Consider the following 16,500-nt stretch of genomic DNA (forward strand, 5'->3'; position numbering starts at 1 on the left):
ATAGAATACAAACATAATCCTCTAAATCAAACTAAATCGATCATTACCAAATCGACGATCAACGTCTTCCATTTTCAAGTCTAACATTTCAACTACTTTCTCTTTTGAAATCCTCTTTTCCATGTAGCCTCTTGTTACAAGCCTATCAAAGCGCTGAGGTATCTCTTTACTCTTTGTGTAAGTTCCAAAAACTTTTCCCTCGGCATACCATTGTTCGTAAAGTAAATTCCATTTTTTACAAATAGCATCATCTATTAATCCGACATCATTTGCACGAAAAATTATACTTCTTACCGATGCACCATAAATTTCCTTTAAACTTTTTAATTCATCCAATGAAATGTTTGTGCGATTTCTGCCCAAATATTCGATAAGAGCCTCTCCAGGAACTAAAAATGCAGAAGCAAATCTGTTACAAAGTTTTTCTTCAAACTCTTTGGTTACAGTCTCGCAGAATTTTAGAATTAGATGGGCACATTCATGCAAAATTGTAAATCGCTTACGTGTTGTTTCGCGAGTATGTTCATGTTTTGTATTTAAGATGATAAACGGAATTCTTTTTGTGCCATTTTTCATAAAACCGCACAATCCAGGAGATTCAGTTTCACGTTCGAAACTTATGATTTTAAAACCTTTTCCTTCCAAAAGAGCGCAAACATCATCAATAGGGTTATTAGCCAACTTCCATTTTTTTCTTACACGAAATGCAGCTTTTTCTACATCAGCATAACTTTGTATCAATAAATCATCAAGCGGATTTTCAAACTCTATTTCAGTCCCGAGAATATGTTCCAATTCTAAATAGATAGTAGAATAATCAATTACCAGATCATGAATTTTTTTCTTTTCAATTTCACTATCAAGTAATTTTTCGCCATGACGAAATTCTGCAAGCTCTAATTCACTCTCGCTAATGTGGAGCAAACTCCAAACATCAACATTCAAAGCATCTGCTACAGCTATAAGGGCTCTATTACTAGGTCTGATTGTCCCTTCTTCATATTGCTGAATAGTTGGTTTGGCCAATCCAGCTAAATCTGCGAGTTGTTGCAGTGAAAGGCTTTTCTTAATTCGAAATTGTTTAATTTTATCTCCGATACTCATATTATTAGTTTCGTATAGTCAAATATAAAAAACTAAATATCACTATACGAATTTAGTTTTCCACATAAGAGTTTTTATTCTTAATAGTCATTAGTAACAAGATCGATATTACTTCGTCTCTGTAAATAGACGTATTCACTTGAATATTATAAAACCTTCTATTATACTTCTTAAAAAACTCACAACTTAGGTTGAGGTTGTGAAGTTTTTATTTGCAATCTCATCTCCTTTGCTGCTGAACAAAACATCAAAATTATGTCAGTAACTAGCAAACAAACTAAAGGAGTTAGAATCTTAATTCCTACTTCCGACCAACTTCTTACTCAAGGTGATTTAGTTGATTTCAAAAATGAAATGCTCAACGAATTTAAACGCATCATCAAAGAGAGTATGGGCGATCCGGGGAAGCGTTGGTTGAAATCTTGCGAAGTCAAAAAGATGCTTGGAATTTCTCATGGTTTTCTCCAAACTTTGAGAGACAACGGGACTTTGCCATTTACTAAAATCGGTGGCTCCATTTATTACGATTTTGAAGATATCACAAAAATGATGGCATCCAATAAATCCAGTTCAGGGTATATAAAAAGTACTCTGGCAAACTGAGGGTTATAGAAGTGATTTGGGCGTTTTGACATGCTATCCGCTATATCTTTTTTCCTTTCATAAAAAAAGGATGCCGCTACTATCACTAACGCAAATTGCATGAAGATTTAATCAATCAACAAACTATGGCTATTAAAAATGAAGACTCTCCAACACTAAAAGAAGTAAAGATATATTTCGACCAGAAAGGCTTCGAGGAAGAAGATGCCGAATCTTTTTTCAAAGAATTCCAGAAAAAGAATTGGCAGAATTCCAAAGGAAAGCCATTGGTGAACTGGCGGGCAAAAGCCAATGAGAGGATGTGGCTGAAACAAAAAGACAATTCATATTTAAGAAGTAAAGCGACTTTAATGTTTAACTAATAAAAGCGAAGTTGGAAAGCTGTGGACCGCCTCGTTGAAGCAGTCAGCAAGATGTACGTTTGGCAGCCAAACGGATCTTGCCCTACCTTCCGGAGTCAGTCGGGGCATTGCTAAAAATCCTCCAAAGTCGGATTTTATAAAGATAAATTGAAAGACAATGACAGATGAAAATCGAATCATAAGAGTTACAATCCGATTCAAAAAATCAGAATTTGAAAAGATTGAAGCCAAATACAAACGGACTGCTTTTAGACACTTAAATGAATACTTGAGAAATGTAATTCTAGATAAGAAAATAACAAATCTCTACAGAAACCAATCGATGGATGAGTTAATGGAAGGGCTGATTTTGCTACGGCAAGAACTTAATTACGTTGGTCATAATTTCAATCAAGCTGTCAAAAAACTCAACAGTTTTGCAGAAATGCCAGACGCTCACTATTGGAAAAAAGCGATGGATATTTCAAGAAATGAATTGGAACCCTGCATTAAAAATATAAAAGATAAGATGAATAATTATGCTGATTTATGGTCGCAAAAATTATTAGCGGAAAAAGTTTAAGAGGCGCATTACTTTATAATGAAAATAAGGTGGCGAAAAATATGGCTAAGCTAATTGGTGGAAATGGTTTTCATAAGGATTTAAAGCATTTGAATTTTAATAATAAGCTGATGCGATTGCAAGATTTAGCTACAAAAAATGAGCGAGTAAAAACCAACACTTTACATATTTCTTTAAATTTTGCCAATGGAGAAAAGCTTATTACAGAAAAACTCAATGCAATAGCCAAAGATTATATGGCTAGAATAGGGTTCGGTAAACAACCTTATTTAGTCTATCAGCATCAAGATGCTGGACATCCACATGTTCATATTGTAACTACAAATATCCAGTCATCAGGAGAAAGGATCAGTCTGCATAATTTAGGGAAAACCAAATCTGAGGAAGCAAGAAAAATCATTGAAAAGGAATATGATTTAATTCCTGCGAGTAAATTTTCTAAAGAGCCAGGTTTCAACTTAACTAAAGTGGAATACGGTAAATGTGAAACCAAACGAGCCATTACAAACGTGGTAAAAGGAATCATTTCATCTTATCAATTCACTAACCTACCAGCATTTAATGCAGTTCTGAAAAATTATAACGTGGTTGCAGATCGTGGTGCTAAAGAATCACGGATGTATAATAAAAATGGATTAATGTATTGGGCATTAGATGCCAAAGGAAATAAGATTGGTGTGCCTATTAAAGCGAGTAGCATTTATGGAAGTCCAACATTAAAAAAACTAGAATCCTACTTTGAGAAAAATAAAGAAACAAGGAAACCTTATAAAGAACAGCTTAAGACAAAAATTAATGCAGTTCTAACTACGAATGCTTCTCAAGCCGGCTTCAAGCAAGCTTTACAATCAAAGGGTATTGAAGTTGTATTCAACCGAAATGAAACTGGAAAATTATATGGAGTTACTTTTATCGACCAACAAAGTAAAACGGTGTTTAAAGGAAGTGATATAGGTAAGGGATACTCTGCAATCGCTTTGGAAAGCTATTTTATTAGAAATGAAATTTCTAAACCATTAAAATCAACTGACTTCAAGTTGAATCTTAAAGGAAATAGTGTTCCATCAAATATTTCTTTTTCAAATAAATCTACGCTTATAGACTCTTTGTTTGGAGCTGAATTACAAGATGCTCCGAGTTTTGAAAATGCACAAAGAAAGCACCGTAAAAAGAGAAGAAAAAATCAAATACAATAAAAAACTAAATTATGGGAACAGGAGAAAATGAGCAAGGTTTGCGCAAAATTATTGATTTTACAAGATTGCTATCAATTGGAATTTTAATCATTCATTTCTATATCAGTTGTTATTCCTTTTTTAAGAATAAGGGGATTTCTAGCAACATAACAGATAGAATTTTGTTTAACATCTCAAAACTTTCCATATTCAATACACCATTTTCCGCAAAGCTTTTTGCTTTCGGATTTTTGCTCATTTACCTATTTGCAAATAAAAGTAGAAAGCGTCTAAATGGGAATGCTTTCCATCTAATATTATCCTTTTTTATCGGAATTTTTATTTTGTTTGGTAGTCATCCAGCTCTAAAAAGTTTAGGATTTTATACCATGTTGAGCTATATGGTCTTAACATCATTTGGTTATTTGTTAGTACTTTATAGCGGTAGCAAGCTTTCAGGAATTGTTAAATCAAATTTGATGGATGATATCTTTAATAGAGAAAATGAAACCTTTCCACAAGAAGAAAGAAAATTAGAGAATGAATATTCCATAAATCTACCTGCAAATTATCGTTTTAAAGGCCATAATTGTAAAAGTTGGATAAACATTATCAATCCTTTTAGAGGGACTTTAATTATGGGAACGCCTGGTTCTGGTAAATCTTATTTTGCGATTAGACATATCATTACTCAGCATATTGATAAGGGCTTCAGTATGTTTCTTTATGATTTTAAATACGATGATTTAAGCAAAATAGCATATAACAGTTTGCTCAATAAAACTGGCAATAAAGCAAAATTCTTCGTGATTAATTTTGATGATTTAAATAAGACACACCGTTGCAATCCATTAGACCCAGAAAATATGTTGGATATTGTTGATGCAACTGAAGCTGCAAGAACCATCATGTTGGGTTTAAATAAAGAATGGATTAAAAAGCAAGGTGACTTTTTTGTGGAATCTCCAATCAATTTTTTAACAGCTATTATTTGGTATCTGAAAAAACACCAAAATGGTTTATACTGTACTCTACCTCATGCCATAGAATTGATGCAGCAAGATTACAAACAGCTTTTTGCACTACTTAATGAAGAACCGGAGATTGAAGTTTTAATTAATCCATTTATTTCTGCTTGGAAAAATGAAGCTTTTGATCAGTTAGAAGGTCAAATTGCAAGTGCAAAAATTAGCTTGGCAAGATTAGTTTCACCATCTCTTTATTATGTGCTTTCAGGGAACGATTTTACACTGGATTTGAACAATCCTAAAGAACCCAAAGTAATTTGTTTAGGCAATAATCCTCAAAAGCAACAAGTTTATGGAGCGGTATTAAGCCTGTATATTTCAAGAATGTTAAAATTGGTGAATCAAAAAGATAAGTTAAAAAGCAGTTTGATTTTTGATGAATTTCCAACCATTTACCTAAATAATATTGATAGTTTGATAGCCACCGCCCGATCTAATAAAGTTGCTACTACATTAGCCATTCAAGATTTTAGCCAATTACGAAAAGATTATGGGAAAGAGCAGGCAGATGTAATTTTGAATATAGTTGGGAATATTATTTCAGGACAAGTGAGTGGTGATTCTGCGAAATTTTTAGCCGAACGTTTTGGTAAAATCAAACAGAAAAAGCAAAGCATAACCACCAATAAAGCAGATACTAGTATTAACGATTCAACTCAACTAGATTTTGCTATTCCCGTATCTAAAATTTCATCTCTTTCTTCGGGCGAATTTGTGGGTGTGGTTGCAGATGATCCTACAAATAAAATCGATCTAAAACTATTTCACAACAACATTATAAATAACCATAATCAACTAAAAAAAGAAGAGGAAAACTATAAAGAAATTCCAGCCATAAGATGTGTAAACGAAGAAATGGTGAGACAAAACTATTTTCAAATTAAACAAGATATTCAAGAAATATTAGCCCATCAATTCGACTTAAATCCTGTAAAACAAGATTTTAACAAAGAAAAAGAAATAGTTAAAGAAATGGATTTTTAATGTTTACCATACCATTTTTAATACATTGAGAGTTAATTTATAAACTAATTGGCACTATTTTGGAGATAATTTCGTTACAATTACAAACTTTTTAACCTCATCTATCTACCATGATTAATGCCAGTTACGAAGACAAATACTTAATTGTCGATATACTAACTAAATCATTCGACACTAATAAAAGTGTCAATTATATTGTTAAACAAGATCAAAAGCGAATCGCAAGAATCAGATCTTTGATGGATTATTCTTTCGAAATGTGCTATCATTATGGCGATGTATATTTAACAAACGACAAAAAAGGATGTGCACTCGTTCTTTATCCTCATAAAAAAGAAAGCTCTTTAAAAAGTATTTTGTTAGATGTAAAATTGATTTTGAGATGCATCGGCATTGAAAATATCGGCAAAGCCATGAAAAGAGAAAGTGCCATTAAGCAATTGCAACCTAAAATACCCATGTATTATTTATGGTTTATTGGGGTAGATGCAAAGCATCAAAATAACGGCATTGGTTCTCAATTATTAGAATTTGTAATTGCAGATAGTGAAGAAAAACAACTTCCAGTTTTTTTAGAAACTTCTACTCTAAAAAATCTTCCTTGGTATCAAAAGTTTGGATTCAAAATCTATAATGAACTACAATTAAGCTATAAACTATTTTTTCTAAAAAGGGAATTTAAAGTATAGTTATGACAGTCTTCGGTACAGAAATGCATATTGTAACGTTCAATTTCGTTGTAATAGAAATTGTGATGTTTCTCTATCAGTTGCAATATTATTTATATCGTCCGCAGGATAAGCAACGTTCCTGGTTTTTGGTGCTGTTACTTTTATTGATATTTTATAACATCACAGGTGGTTTATTTCCAGATCCCAACATTCCAATTCCAATAGTTTTACAGAATATCTTAGCCTATGCGGGTGGATTTGCGGTTGCTTCTTATGTCCCTTATTATTTTTATAAAGGATTTGAGTTGGATGATATTAGGTTTCATGCACTTTACGGAGTTCCGCTTTTCTTATTACTACCCTTCTTTATTTTTTTTGTAGTCATTTATGCAATAGATCAAAATTTGGATAAAGCTATTGATTATGGCGTAATAATTCCGTTTTTCTATTCTTTCGTCATCTTAGTGGCGATAGCAAAAGCTATTTGGAAGAAATATAGAAAGCGCACCCAACAAAATAACATCGTTGAAATTATTGCTTTGTATGCCGCAATTCTCCCTTGGGTTTCCATGACTATCATTGCCTATTTTCATCTGAGCCAATTGCTGGAAGTATTGTTGACCAATGGAGGTTTTATATTTATCTCTATCCTCTTTTTTACAAGATATATTTCAAAAGCCAGAAGAGAATACGAACAGTTAATCGGTGCTAACAATCAATCCAATATTTATTTTCATGAGAACTGCAAGGTTTACCAATTAACTTCCAGAGAAATTGAAATTGTTGAGCTGATTAAAGCAGGAAATAAATACAGAGAAATCGCAGAAATTCTTTTCATTTCAGAAAGAACGGTAACTACACACGTTCAAAACATCTACCAAAAAATAAACGTTTCCAGCAAAGTTGCATTAATCCAAAAATTAGAACAGAAAGTTCATTTAAGCCTATATGAGGGGTAAATACGTTATTTTACGTATGCAATTAGTCTGTTTAGCGTATGGTTAAATAGTTTCATTACCTCGAATTTTGTTTCCATAAAGATATCTTCCTTTTTGGAAAAACCTTAATGAAAGAATTGTACTATGAAAGAATGCGCTCAACGTATCTACAATGCTCTAGAACAACAGCTATATTTAGTTTCTGTTAAACCTCTAACCGAATGCGAGAAATTAAAGCTGACCATTATTACTTGCAAAAAAGCTTTAAATATTTTGAAACGGCTTCTCGCTGATTACTTCTTCGAAAATTGCGATGATGAGATTTTCTTTTTTAAAGAAATTAAACCTCAATTTTATAGTAAGTACATCTACTACGTTTCCATCTATAAACACTTGATAAAAAAGCCTTCAGGAAATCCGAAATTGATAGAAGAATACATTGATAAGGATTTAGAAGGATTGGAGAAATTCTATGAGCAAAACCAAGCATTTTTTCTTTACTATAGAACTGGAGCTACCCATTTAGATCATCTGTATTTTACCCGTGGAGCATGTGATATTTATGCCGAGTTGGATGATTATCATGGGGATGAAATGTTCTCCACTTCACATGATTACCGACTTTCAAAATTGATAGCGAATGAAGAATTTCAGCAATTTCTATTTCAGCAAAAATCTAACTTAGAAAATGGAATTTCAGTAGAATGTAAACCGCCAATTGTTTGGACTGGCAACCAAACCGAATTGGTAGAACTCATTTATGCTTTAGCAGAATGTGGTGCTTTAAACAATGGCAACGTTGAAATTAAAACAGCTATAGAATATTTTCAAACCATGCTTAAGGTGGATTTAAAACATTATTACCACAAGTTTAGAGATATTACCAACCGTAAAAAAGAAAGAGCTGTGTTTTTGGATAAATTGAAGGTTAGTTTGGATAGGAAAATTGAAAGTAGGCTTGAGTTAGAAAGATAAGATTAAATTTTTTTTGAAAATGATTTGTAGTATTAAATATTAATCGTAATATTGCAATGTAATTATGGGATTAACTAAAACAGAAATATTCACCGAAGAACAAAACAGACTAGCTACGCTTTTGAAAGCTTTAGCACATCCTGCTCGTATCGCTATTTTACAACGAATTATGGTGGTGAATACTTGTATATGTGGAGATTTAGTCGGCGAATTGGGTTTAGCACAAGCAACAATTTCGCAACATTTAAGAGAACTGAAAAATGTTGGCTTAATTCAAGGAACCATAGAAGGTGTGAGCGTTTGCTATTGCATTCATCCAGAAAACTGGAAATTATTAGAGCTTCATTTCGGGGAATTTATAAGAACCTATAAAGGACCAGCAAAATGCTGTTAAAAAAAATTGAAATAATCAATCGTAAAATTGCAATGTTATGAACAATATAGAAAGTATGAATTGGAAGGCTTTTAAAGAAGCTTTACTAGCAAATCCTGAATTGGATTTGCAATTTCAGTATGCGGCTAATCACTGGGTTGATGCGTCTTATCACATTACAGAAATTAAACAAGCACCTATTGTATCGGTAGATTGTGGTGGAGTAATGAATAGTTGGACAGAAGTAATTGTACAGCTTTGGGAACCTACAGATCAGAAACAATTGAGATCAATGAAAGTAAAAAAAGCACTTTCAATTATCGATTTGGTAGAGAAATCCTTACCGCTTAATCCCTTAGCAATTGTAAAAATTGAATTCGGAAATTCAGAATTCGATACCAGACAAATGTTCCCAAATTCTTTTAGTGCAGATGGTGATAATTTCATCATTGATCTTCGTCCGGATGCAACGCAATGTAAAGCCATTAACCGAGGCGGAAGCTGCGGAACTACAGATCAGGGAGAAGAATGTTGCACCCCATCATCAGCAGAAAAACCTAAAATAGAAATGAAGAATTTGGCTTCAGAAAATAGCTGTACGCCAGGTTCGGGATGTTGTTAATTTAAAAGATTAAAGAAATGAATGTATTGGTATTATGTACGGGAAATAGTTGCCGTAGTCAGTTAGCCGAAGGTTATTTAACATATTTTGCAGGCGATAAAGCAACAATTTATAGTGCCGGAATTGAAACTCATGGCGTAAATCCACGAGCAATTAAAGTGATGCAAGAAGATGGAATTGATATTTCAAAACATACTTCTAACCATGTTGATGAATATGCAGATATCGAATTCGATTATTTAATCACCGTTTGCGATCATGCAAAAGAGGCTTGTCCTTATTTCCCAACCAAAGCTGTAAAATTGCACCATAATTTTCCTGATCCGGCAAAAGCAAAAGGATCAGAAGAAGAAATAATGGATGAATTTAGAGCGGTACGCGAAATGATAAAAACTTACGCTAGTGATTTTGTGAATGAATACATCAATAAAAAATAAGCCATGTCTGTAAATCATTGCGCTCCGGTAGTGGAGAGAAAAAAGCTGAGTTTTTTAGATCGCTTTCTTACCCTTTGGATATTTTTAGCCATGGCTATTGGTGTAGCTATTGGTTTTTTTATGCCTTCTTCATCAGGATTTATCAATTCTTTTTCTAGCGGTACTACTAATATTCCTTTGGCAATTGGATTAATTTTAATGATGTATCCTCCATTAGCAAAAGTGAAGTACGAGAAAATGGGCGAAGTTTTTAAGGATACTAAAGTACTCAGCGTGTCGCTAGTTTTAAACTGGGTAATTGGTCCAGTTTTGATGTTTTTTCTAGCGGTTATTTTTTTGAAAGATTACCCAGAATATATGGTTGGTCTAATTTTAATCGGGTTAGCCAGATGTATTGCCATGGTGGTAGTTTGGAATGAATTGGCTGAGGGAAACCGTGAATATGCCGCAGGTTTAATTGCCTTGAACAGTATTTTTCAAGTGTTATTTTACAGTATTTTTGCTTATTTTTTCATTACTGTACTTCCGCCTTATTTCGGATTACAATCATTAGCAATAAATATTACTATTTCAGAAATTGCTAAAAGCGTAGGGATTTATTTAGGAATTCCTTTTGCGATGGGTTTAATTACTAGATATGGTTTAATCAGTTTAAAAGGAGAGGCTTGGTTTCAGAATAAGTTTATACCCAAAATATCTCCAATCACCTTAATTGCTTTGCTTTTCACCATTTTAATCATGTTCAGTTTAAAAGGAGAACTAATCATTCAAATCCCGATAGATGTAATCAGAATTGCTGTTCCTCTAGTAATATATTTTTCCATTATGTTTGTAGTGAGTTTTTTTGCTGGACGATACTTTGGAGCAGATTATTCTAAAAGCACTTCAATAGCCTTTACCGCTACTGGAAATAATTTTGAACTGGCAATTGCCGTTGCCATTGGTGTTTTTGGCATCAACTCCGGACAAGCTTTCGCTGGTGTAATTGGGCCTTTGGTAGAAGTACCCGCTTTAATAGCCTTGGTAAATCTTGCTTTTTGGTTCAGGAAAAAATATTTTATGGCAGAACCATTAAAATCATAATCCCACTCATGACCATAGCTTTATTTTCAGATGTACATGCAAATTTCCCCGCATTTGAAGCTTTTTTAAAAGATTTAGATGCTCGTAAAATAGATGCCGTTTATTGTTTGGGAGACCTTATCGGCTATCACATCTCGCCTAATGAAATTATTGAGGAAGTGAGAAAACGTAAAATTGTAAGCATTGCCGGTAATCATGATTTAAAAGTAAAAAAGCACACTGATCATAATCAAGAAAACGACATTAAAAACTATGCGTATCATTTAGTTTCTGAGAATAATCGACAATACCTAAACGCCCTGCCTTCAACTATAAAATCAGCGTATAGATTTGATCAAAAAAGTTTAAATTTAGTTTTGGCACATGGAAGTCCTCGAAGTGTGAACGAATATATCTTAGAAGATTTGGAAGAGAATTATCTTCTAGAAATGATGGAAGAAGTAGATGCGGATGTGCTTTGTGTTGGGCATTCTCACAAACCTTTTCATCGTATCATTCAAAATCAAGAAAATAAATTTAAACATATCATTAATATTGGATCTGTAGGCAAACCAAAAGATGGAAATCCGGAAGGTTGTTACGCTTTATTGACTATCAATTCAGCAACAGAAGCTTCAAACCATAGTGCAATAAAAGTTGAATTTATAAGATTTAGTTATGATATAGCAAAAGCTGTTAAAGAAATTGAAAATAGCCCATTACCTAATGAATTGGCCGACCGCTTAAGAAATGCCTATTAATTTTTATAAAAAACTTCACAACTTAGGTTGAGGTTGTGAAGTTTCCATTTTAATCCCCTGCAAATTTGCCTTCATCATAGCAATATCGCTATGTGTAAAATGAAGGATTATGTTTACATCAATTTCATGGCAAGCGTACCTAATTGCTTTATTAGGTATCACTACAATTTATTACCTCAGTGTCCTGCTTTGGTTGTATGGTAAAGATTTGTTCGCATTCATCAATGGCAAGCAAATGTCATCCACAGAAGATTCTGAAAATCATTCATCCGATTCAATTATGGGAGCAGCTAAAGAAGAAGACTCTTTTAGCGCTGTCAATGCTGATGAATTACAATTCAGCGTGAATGAAGAAGATTCAGAAAGTGTTCACCCTTTAACCCACACTACAGATGAAGATTAGAATTAGAAGAAACTTTAATAGAACAAAGGTGACTAAGACCATTTTGCTTTGCTCAACTCTTATTATAATCAGCTTTGCAGTAATGGCACAAGATGGTAATGCCGGAATTACCGAAGCAACCAATAAAGTCAGAAGCTACTTTATTACCGGAACCAATTTAATGTATGCGATAGGCTCTATTGTGGGTTTAGTAGGCGCTATTAAGGTCTTCCAGAAATGGAACGCAGGAGATGAAGACACTTCTAAAGTAGCATCTGCATGGTTTGCCAGTTGTGTTTTCTTGGTCATTGTGGCTACTGTTTTACAATCATTTTTCGGGATATAATTATGGCAACAGTATATCAAATAAACAAGGGCATTAATAAACCCATTGAGTTTAAAGGCTTGAAAGCCCAATACATCATGTATTTAGGGATTGGCTTAGTGGTGTTATTACTGCTGTTTGCCATTATGTATATGTTGGGAGTTCATCTATTGATCTGCTTAATGATCGCTGGAATTCTAGGTTCTGCATTATTCTTACTGACCTTCCGCTTAAGTCATCAATATGGTGAACATGGTTTATTAAAGTTTTTGGCTAAAAGGAAAATTCCAACATTCTTAAAATCAAGTTCAAGGCAGTTATTTATTCAGCTCACTAGAAAGGAGGTTTGTAATGTCAAATCCAATTGATTTGAAAAAAATATTTCCTATTTATAAAGTAGAGAATGATACTATCATTTCTCGTACAGGAGATTTGACCGTTGCTTTTGAGGTTTCTTTACCAGAGATTTTCAGTCTTTCAAACGAGAATTATGAAGCTTTTCATCAAAGCTGGGTGAAAGCCATTCGAGTATTGCCTAAACATAGTTGTTTCCATAAACAAGACTGGTTTACAAAATCTTCATTTTCTGGAATGACCAATAAAGATGGAAGTTTCTTATCCGAGGCAAGTAATCAATTCTTTGATAAAAGAGGGTTTCTAAAACATCAATGCTATGTGTTCTTAACCAAAAAATCAGCGAATGGGAAAAGTGTTAGTTCTGCTACTTCTGGTTTGTTTTATAAATCACCTATTCCAGTTCAAACTTTGAAAGCCAGCTTTATCAATGATTTTTATGATAAAGCCAATCAGTTTGAAAGGATTTTGGAAGACAGTGGCTTTGTTGAATTAAAGCGATTGACTAATAATGAGCTAACAGGAACAAAACAAGGTTCAGGCCTTTTAGAGCAATACACTTTTCTTTCCAAGCCCAGTGAAAAACTGGTTAAGGACATTCATTTAAAAGATGAGCTAAAAATTGGTGATAATTATTGCCAGTTATTCAGTTTGTCTGATGCTGAAAATCTTCCCGCTTTCTGTGCTTCAAGAATCAATTATGATAAATACAGTACAGATAAAACCAAATTCAGTATTGGTTTTGCTTCTCCTTTGGGTTTACTGCTAAACTGCAACCACATTTTTAACCAATATATTTTTATTGGAGATGGAGCTAAAACTTTAAAAAAGCTAGAATCTAAAAGATTGAGGTTACAATCGCTTTCAGCTTATTCCAGAGAGAACCTTATCAGTAGAAATGCCACACAGGATTTTTTAAACGAGGCTATTTCTCAACAAAGGCAACCTGTAAAAGCGCATTTCAATGTAATAACCTGGGATAGCGATAGAGAAAATTTAAAATCAATCAAAACTCAGGTTTCGGCAGCACTCGCTCAATTGGATGCAACCCCGAAATTAGAAACTGATGGTGCAGCCCAAATTTGGTGGGCGGGTTTACCTGGCAATGAGGCACAATTTCCAATGAATGATTCTTTTGATACGTTTACTGAACAAGCTTCTTGCTTTTTAAATCTTGAAAGCAATTATAAAGTCGCCGAAAGCCAGTTTGGTTTACGTCTGGGGGACCGATTAACAGGAAAACCCGTGTTGGTGGATATATCTGATGAACCCATTGCTAAAGGAATTTGCACCAATCGAAATAAGTTTATTCTCGGTCCTTCTGGATCGGGTAAATCCTTTTTCACTAACCACATGGTTAGGAGTTATTACGACCAAGGCACACATGTTTTATTGGTGGATGTGGGGCATAGCTATAAAGGTTTATGCGAAATGGTGAATGGCTATTATTTCACTTATGAAGAGGAAAAACCTATCAGTTTCAATCCCTTTTACTTGAGTGACGGAGCGGTTTTAGATACAGAGAAAAAGGAAAGTCTTAAAAGTTTGATTTTAGCACTTTGGAAAAAGCAGGATGAAGTACTGGAACGCCCGGAATATGTGGCATTATCCAACTCTTTACAAGGTTATTACGAAAAGTTGAATCGAGATAAATCTATTTTCCCTTGTTTCAATTCTTTTTATGATTACCTCAAAAATGATTTTGCTACAGAGCTAAAAAATGAAAAGCTCAAAGACAAGTATTTCGATTTAGATAACCTTCTTTATGTTTTAAAGCCATTTTACAAAAATGGAGAGTTTGGTTTTCTACTCAATGCCACAGAAAATCTGGATTTATTAAAACAAAGGTTTATTGTTTTTGAATTGGATAATATCAAAGATCATCCTATTCTTTTCCCAGTAGTCACGCTGATTATTATGGAAACTTTTATCAGTAAAATGAGAAAGTTGAGAGGTATCCGTAAAATGATATTGATTGAAGAAGCCTGGAAAGCAATTGCCAAAGAAGGAATGGCAGAATACATCAAATATCTCTTTAAAACCGTTCGCAAATTTTATGGGGAAGCAATTGTGGTTACGCAGGAGGTGGAAGACATCATCAGTTCTCCAATAGTAAAAGAAACCATTATTAATAACTCGGACTGTAAAATCTTGCTGGATCAATCAAAGTATCAAAACAAGTTTGATGACATCCAAAATCTTTTAGGACTCACGGAAAAGGAGAAAGTACAGATTCTCTCTGTGAATAAAGCCAACGATCCCAATCGGAAATACAAGGAAGTGTTTATCAGTTTAGGCGGGCAAGTCAGTAAAGTTTACCGAACAGAAGTGAGTCCAGAAGAATATCTGACTTATACTACCGAAGAAAGAGAGAAGCTAAAAGTGCAGGAATACACCAAAAAGTATGGTAGTATCCAAAAAGGAATAAGTGCAATCGTTCACAAAAAAAATAAAGATTCATGAAAAAATTTATGTTTTTAATGCCAGCCAGCATGATTGTGCTGATGGTATCTATGCCTTCGCAACAGGCTAATGCTCAAGTTGCAGTTTTAGAAGTAATTAAAGCAGGCGTAAAAAAAGTCATCAAGGCAGTCGATCTCAAGATACAGCGGATGCAGAACGAAACTATTTGGCTACAAAATGCCCAAAAGGTAATGGAGAATCAACTCTCCAAATTAAAGCTGAATGAGATCTCAAACTGGTCTGAAAAGCAGCGGGAGTTGTACAGTAAATACTATACAGATTTATGGAAAGTAAAAGCTGCAATTTCTTATTACCAGCGCATAAAAGACATTACTAAAAAGCAGGTTTTTTTAGTCGAGGAATATCGGAATGCTTGGTCAATGACTCAAAAAGATACTCATTTTACACCGAAAGAACTAGAATACATTTACAATGTATATGCTGGTGTTTTGAAAGAGAGTGCTAAAAACATCGACCAATTATTATTGATTATTAATTCTTTTAAAACACAAATGACTGATGCGCAAAGGCTGGAATTGATCAATGAAGCAGCTGATCGGATTGACCAAAACTATGCTGATTTGAAAAAGTTCAATAGCCAAAATATATTGCTGAGTCTGCAACGCTCAAAAAACCAACAAGAGATAAGAAGTGTCCAGAATCTTTACGGAATTGATTTACCTAATTAATATGAAAAGTTTAATTATCATGATGCTTTGCTGCTTCACCATGAAGCTTAAAGCACAAACTTGGGACGAAATATTCAGACAAAAGAAAACGCAAAAGGAATATTTGTTGAAACAACTGATTGCATTGAAAAGCTATGGAAACTTCTTGCAAAAGGGATATGAAATAGTTGGAGGCGGTTTAAAAACAATCAAAGATTTGAAGAATGGAGAATTTGATTTACATCAAGATTTTTTCAATTCTTTAAAAAGCATAAACCCAGCGGTAGCCAATAACCCTCAAATTGCAGCAATTGTTAATCTTGAAAAAGGGATTTACAATTCATTTAAAACACTTATGTATTCTCGTTTATCAACAGCAGAAATTGATTATATCAATAGTGTTAAAAAGAAAGTTTTGGAAGAATCCAATCAAGATTTGGAAAGTCTATCTGCCATTCTTAAACCTGATCATTTGGAAATGCAAGATAACCAACGCATTCAAAGAATTAATGAATTATATCAAAGCATGGTTTCTAAATATCAATTCACTAAAACATTTATTTCAGGAATTATCCTCCTTCAAAATCAAAAAGAAAAGGAAAAACAGGAAATTAAATGGTCTGAACTCATGTTGAACCCCTCAAATTAAAG

20 protein-coding genes are annotated in these 16,500 nt (G+C 33.6%); 19 read left to right on the forward strand and 1 reads right to left on the reverse strand.

Annotated elements, in window-relative coordinates:
• Positions 1 to 21 precede the first annotated feature (21 nt).
• Positions 22 to 1,104, reverse strand: a complete 1,083-nt coding sequence (locus tag FA046_RS08545) for a helix-turn-helix domain-containing protein (protein ID WP_136825959.1) — start codon at positions 1,102 to 1,104, stop codon at positions 22 to 24.
• Between the two features lie 255 nt (positions 1,105 to 1,359).
• Between FA046_RS08545 and FA046_RS08550 the strand changes: the two genes are divergently transcribed.
• From FA046_RS08550 to FA046_RS08635, 19 genes are all read left to right on the forward strand, one after another.
• Positions 1,360 to 1,707 (forward strand): helix-turn-helix domain-containing protein, encoded by a 348-nt coding sequence (locus FA046_RS08550; protein ID WP_136825960.1) that lies wholly within the window; start codon positions 1,360 to 1,362, stop codon positions 1,705 to 1,707.
• A gap of 125 nt (positions 1,708 to 1,832) precedes the next feature.
• Complete coding sequence (locus FA046_RS08555) at positions 1,833 to 2,069, forward strand: hypothetical protein (RefSeq protein WP_136825961.1); 237 nt, start codon at positions 1,833 to 1,835, stop codon at positions 2,067 to 2,069.
• A 157-nt stretch (positions 2,070 to 2,226) separates the two neighbouring features.
• Positions 2,227 to 2,631: a plasmid mobilization protein gene (locus FA046_RS08560; RefSeq protein ID WP_136825962.1), complete on the forward strand. Its 405-nt coding sequence runs from the start codon at positions 2,227 to 2,229 to the stop codon at positions 2,629 to 2,631.
• On the forward strand, positions 2,598 to 3,827 hold the full coding sequence (locus FA046_RS08565; RefSeq protein ID WP_136825963.1) for a relaxase/mobilization nuclease domain-containing protein: 1,230 nt from the start codon (positions 2,598 to 2,600) through the stop codon (positions 3,825 to 3,827). The genes FA046_RS08560 and FA046_RS08565 overlap by 34 nt, the downstream gene beginning before the upstream one ends.
• Positions 3,828 to 3,838: 11 nt before the next feature.
• Complete coding sequence (gene mobC, locus FA046_RS08570; protein ID WP_136825964.1) at positions 3,839 to 5,818, forward strand: conjugal transfer protein MobC; 1,980 nt, start codon at positions 3,839 to 3,841, stop codon at positions 5,816 to 5,818.
• 110 nt (positions 5,819 to 5,928) lie between these two features.
• Positions 5,929 to 6,507, forward strand: coding sequence for a GNAT family N-acetyltransferase (locus FA046_RS08575; RefSeq protein WP_136825965.1), 579 nt, complete (start codon positions 5,929 to 5,931; stop codon positions 6,505 to 6,507).
• An 80-nt stretch (positions 6,508 to 6,587) separates the two neighbouring features.
• On the forward strand, positions 6,588 to 7,448 hold the full coding sequence (locus FA046_RS08580; RefSeq protein ID WP_225870899.1) for a response regulator transcription factor: 861 nt from the start codon (positions 6,588 to 6,590) through the stop codon (positions 7,446 to 7,448).
• 252 nt (positions 7,449 to 7,700) lie between these two features.
• Positions 7,701 to 8,402: an RteC domain-containing protein gene (locus FA046_RS08585; protein ID WP_169303334.1), complete on the forward strand. Its 702-nt coding sequence runs from the start codon at positions 7,701 to 7,703 to the stop codon at positions 8,400 to 8,402.
• A 64-nt stretch (positions 8,403 to 8,466) separates the two neighbouring features.
• Positions 8,467 to 8,796, forward strand: a complete 330-nt coding sequence (locus FA046_RS08590; protein WP_136825968.1) for an ArsR/SmtB family transcription factor — start codon at positions 8,467 to 8,469, stop codon at positions 8,794 to 8,796.
• 37 nt (positions 8,797 to 8,833) lie between these two features.
• Positions 8,834 to 9,397 carry a DUF6428 family protein gene (locus FA046_RS08595; protein ID WP_136825969.1) on the forward strand — a complete coding sequence of 188 codons (564 nt, stop codon included), beginning with the start codon at positions 8,834 to 8,836 and terminating at the stop codon, positions 9,395 to 9,397.
• Between the two features lie 17 nt (positions 9,398 to 9,414).
• The gene (locus FA046_RS08600; RefSeq protein ID WP_136825970.1) at positions 9,415 to 9,834 is read left to right on the forward strand and encodes an arsenate reductase ArsC; all 420 of its coding nucleotides are present in this window, start codon (positions 9,415 to 9,417) and stop codon (positions 9,832 to 9,834) included.
• Between the two features lie 3 nt (positions 9,835 to 9,837).
• Positions 9,838 to 10,917, forward strand: coding sequence for an ACR3 family arsenite efflux transporter (gene arsB, locus FA046_RS08605; protein WP_136825971.1), 1,080 nt, complete (start codon positions 9,838 to 9,840; stop codon positions 10,915 to 10,917).
• 8 nt (positions 10,918 to 10,925) lie between these two features.
• On the forward strand, positions 10,926 to 11,657 hold the full coding sequence (locus tag FA046_RS08610) for a metallophosphoesterase family protein (protein WP_136825972.1): 732 nt from the start codon (positions 10,926 to 10,928) through the stop codon (positions 11,655 to 11,657).
• A 235-nt stretch (positions 11,658 to 11,892) separates the two neighbouring features.
• Positions 11,893 to 12,060, forward strand: a complete 168-nt coding sequence (locus tag FA046_RS17385; RefSeq protein WP_205943622.1) for a hypothetical protein — start codon at positions 11,893 to 11,895, stop codon at positions 12,058 to 12,060.
• Positions 12,050 to 12,385, forward strand: a complete 336-nt coding sequence (locus tag FA046_RS08615; RefSeq protein WP_136825973.1) for a DUF4134 domain-containing protein — start codon at positions 12,050 to 12,052, stop codon at positions 12,383 to 12,385. Before FA046_RS17385 ends, FA046_RS08615 begins: the two co-directional genes overlap by 11 nt.
• 2 nt (positions 12,386 to 12,387) lie before the next feature.
• Positions 12,388 to 12,732 (forward strand): DUF4133 domain-containing protein, encoded by a 345-nt coding sequence (locus FA046_RS08620; RefSeq protein WP_136825974.1) that lies wholly within the window; start codon positions 12,388 to 12,390, stop codon positions 12,730 to 12,732.
• Complete coding sequence (locus tag FA046_RS08625; RefSeq protein ID WP_136825975.1) at positions 12,716 to 15,181, forward strand: TraG family conjugative transposon ATPase; 2,466 nt, start codon at positions 12,716 to 12,718, stop codon at positions 15,179 to 15,181. Before FA046_RS08620 ends, FA046_RS08625 begins: the two co-directional genes overlap by 17 nt.
• Complete coding sequence (locus FA046_RS08630) at positions 15,178 to 15,870, forward strand: conjugal transfer protein TraI (RefSeq protein ID WP_169303336.1); 693 nt, start codon at positions 15,178 to 15,180, stop codon at positions 15,868 to 15,870. The genes FA046_RS08625 and FA046_RS08630 overlap by 4 nt, the downstream gene beginning before the upstream one ends.
• 1 nt (position 15,871) lies before the next feature.
• Positions 15,872 to 16,498 carry a hypothetical protein gene (locus FA046_RS08635; protein ID WP_136825976.1) on the forward strand — a complete coding sequence of 209 codons (627 nt, stop codon included), beginning with the start codon at positions 15,872 to 15,874 and terminating at the stop codon, positions 16,496 to 16,498.
• Positions 16,499 to 16,500 lie beyond the last annotated feature (2 nt).

Origin of the sequence: Pedobacter cryophilus, assembly GCF_005116455.1 — a bacterium.
Lineage (GTDB): Bacteria > Bacteroidota > Bacteroidia > Sphingobacteriales > Sphingobacteriaceae > Pseudopedobacter > Pseudopedobacter cryophilum.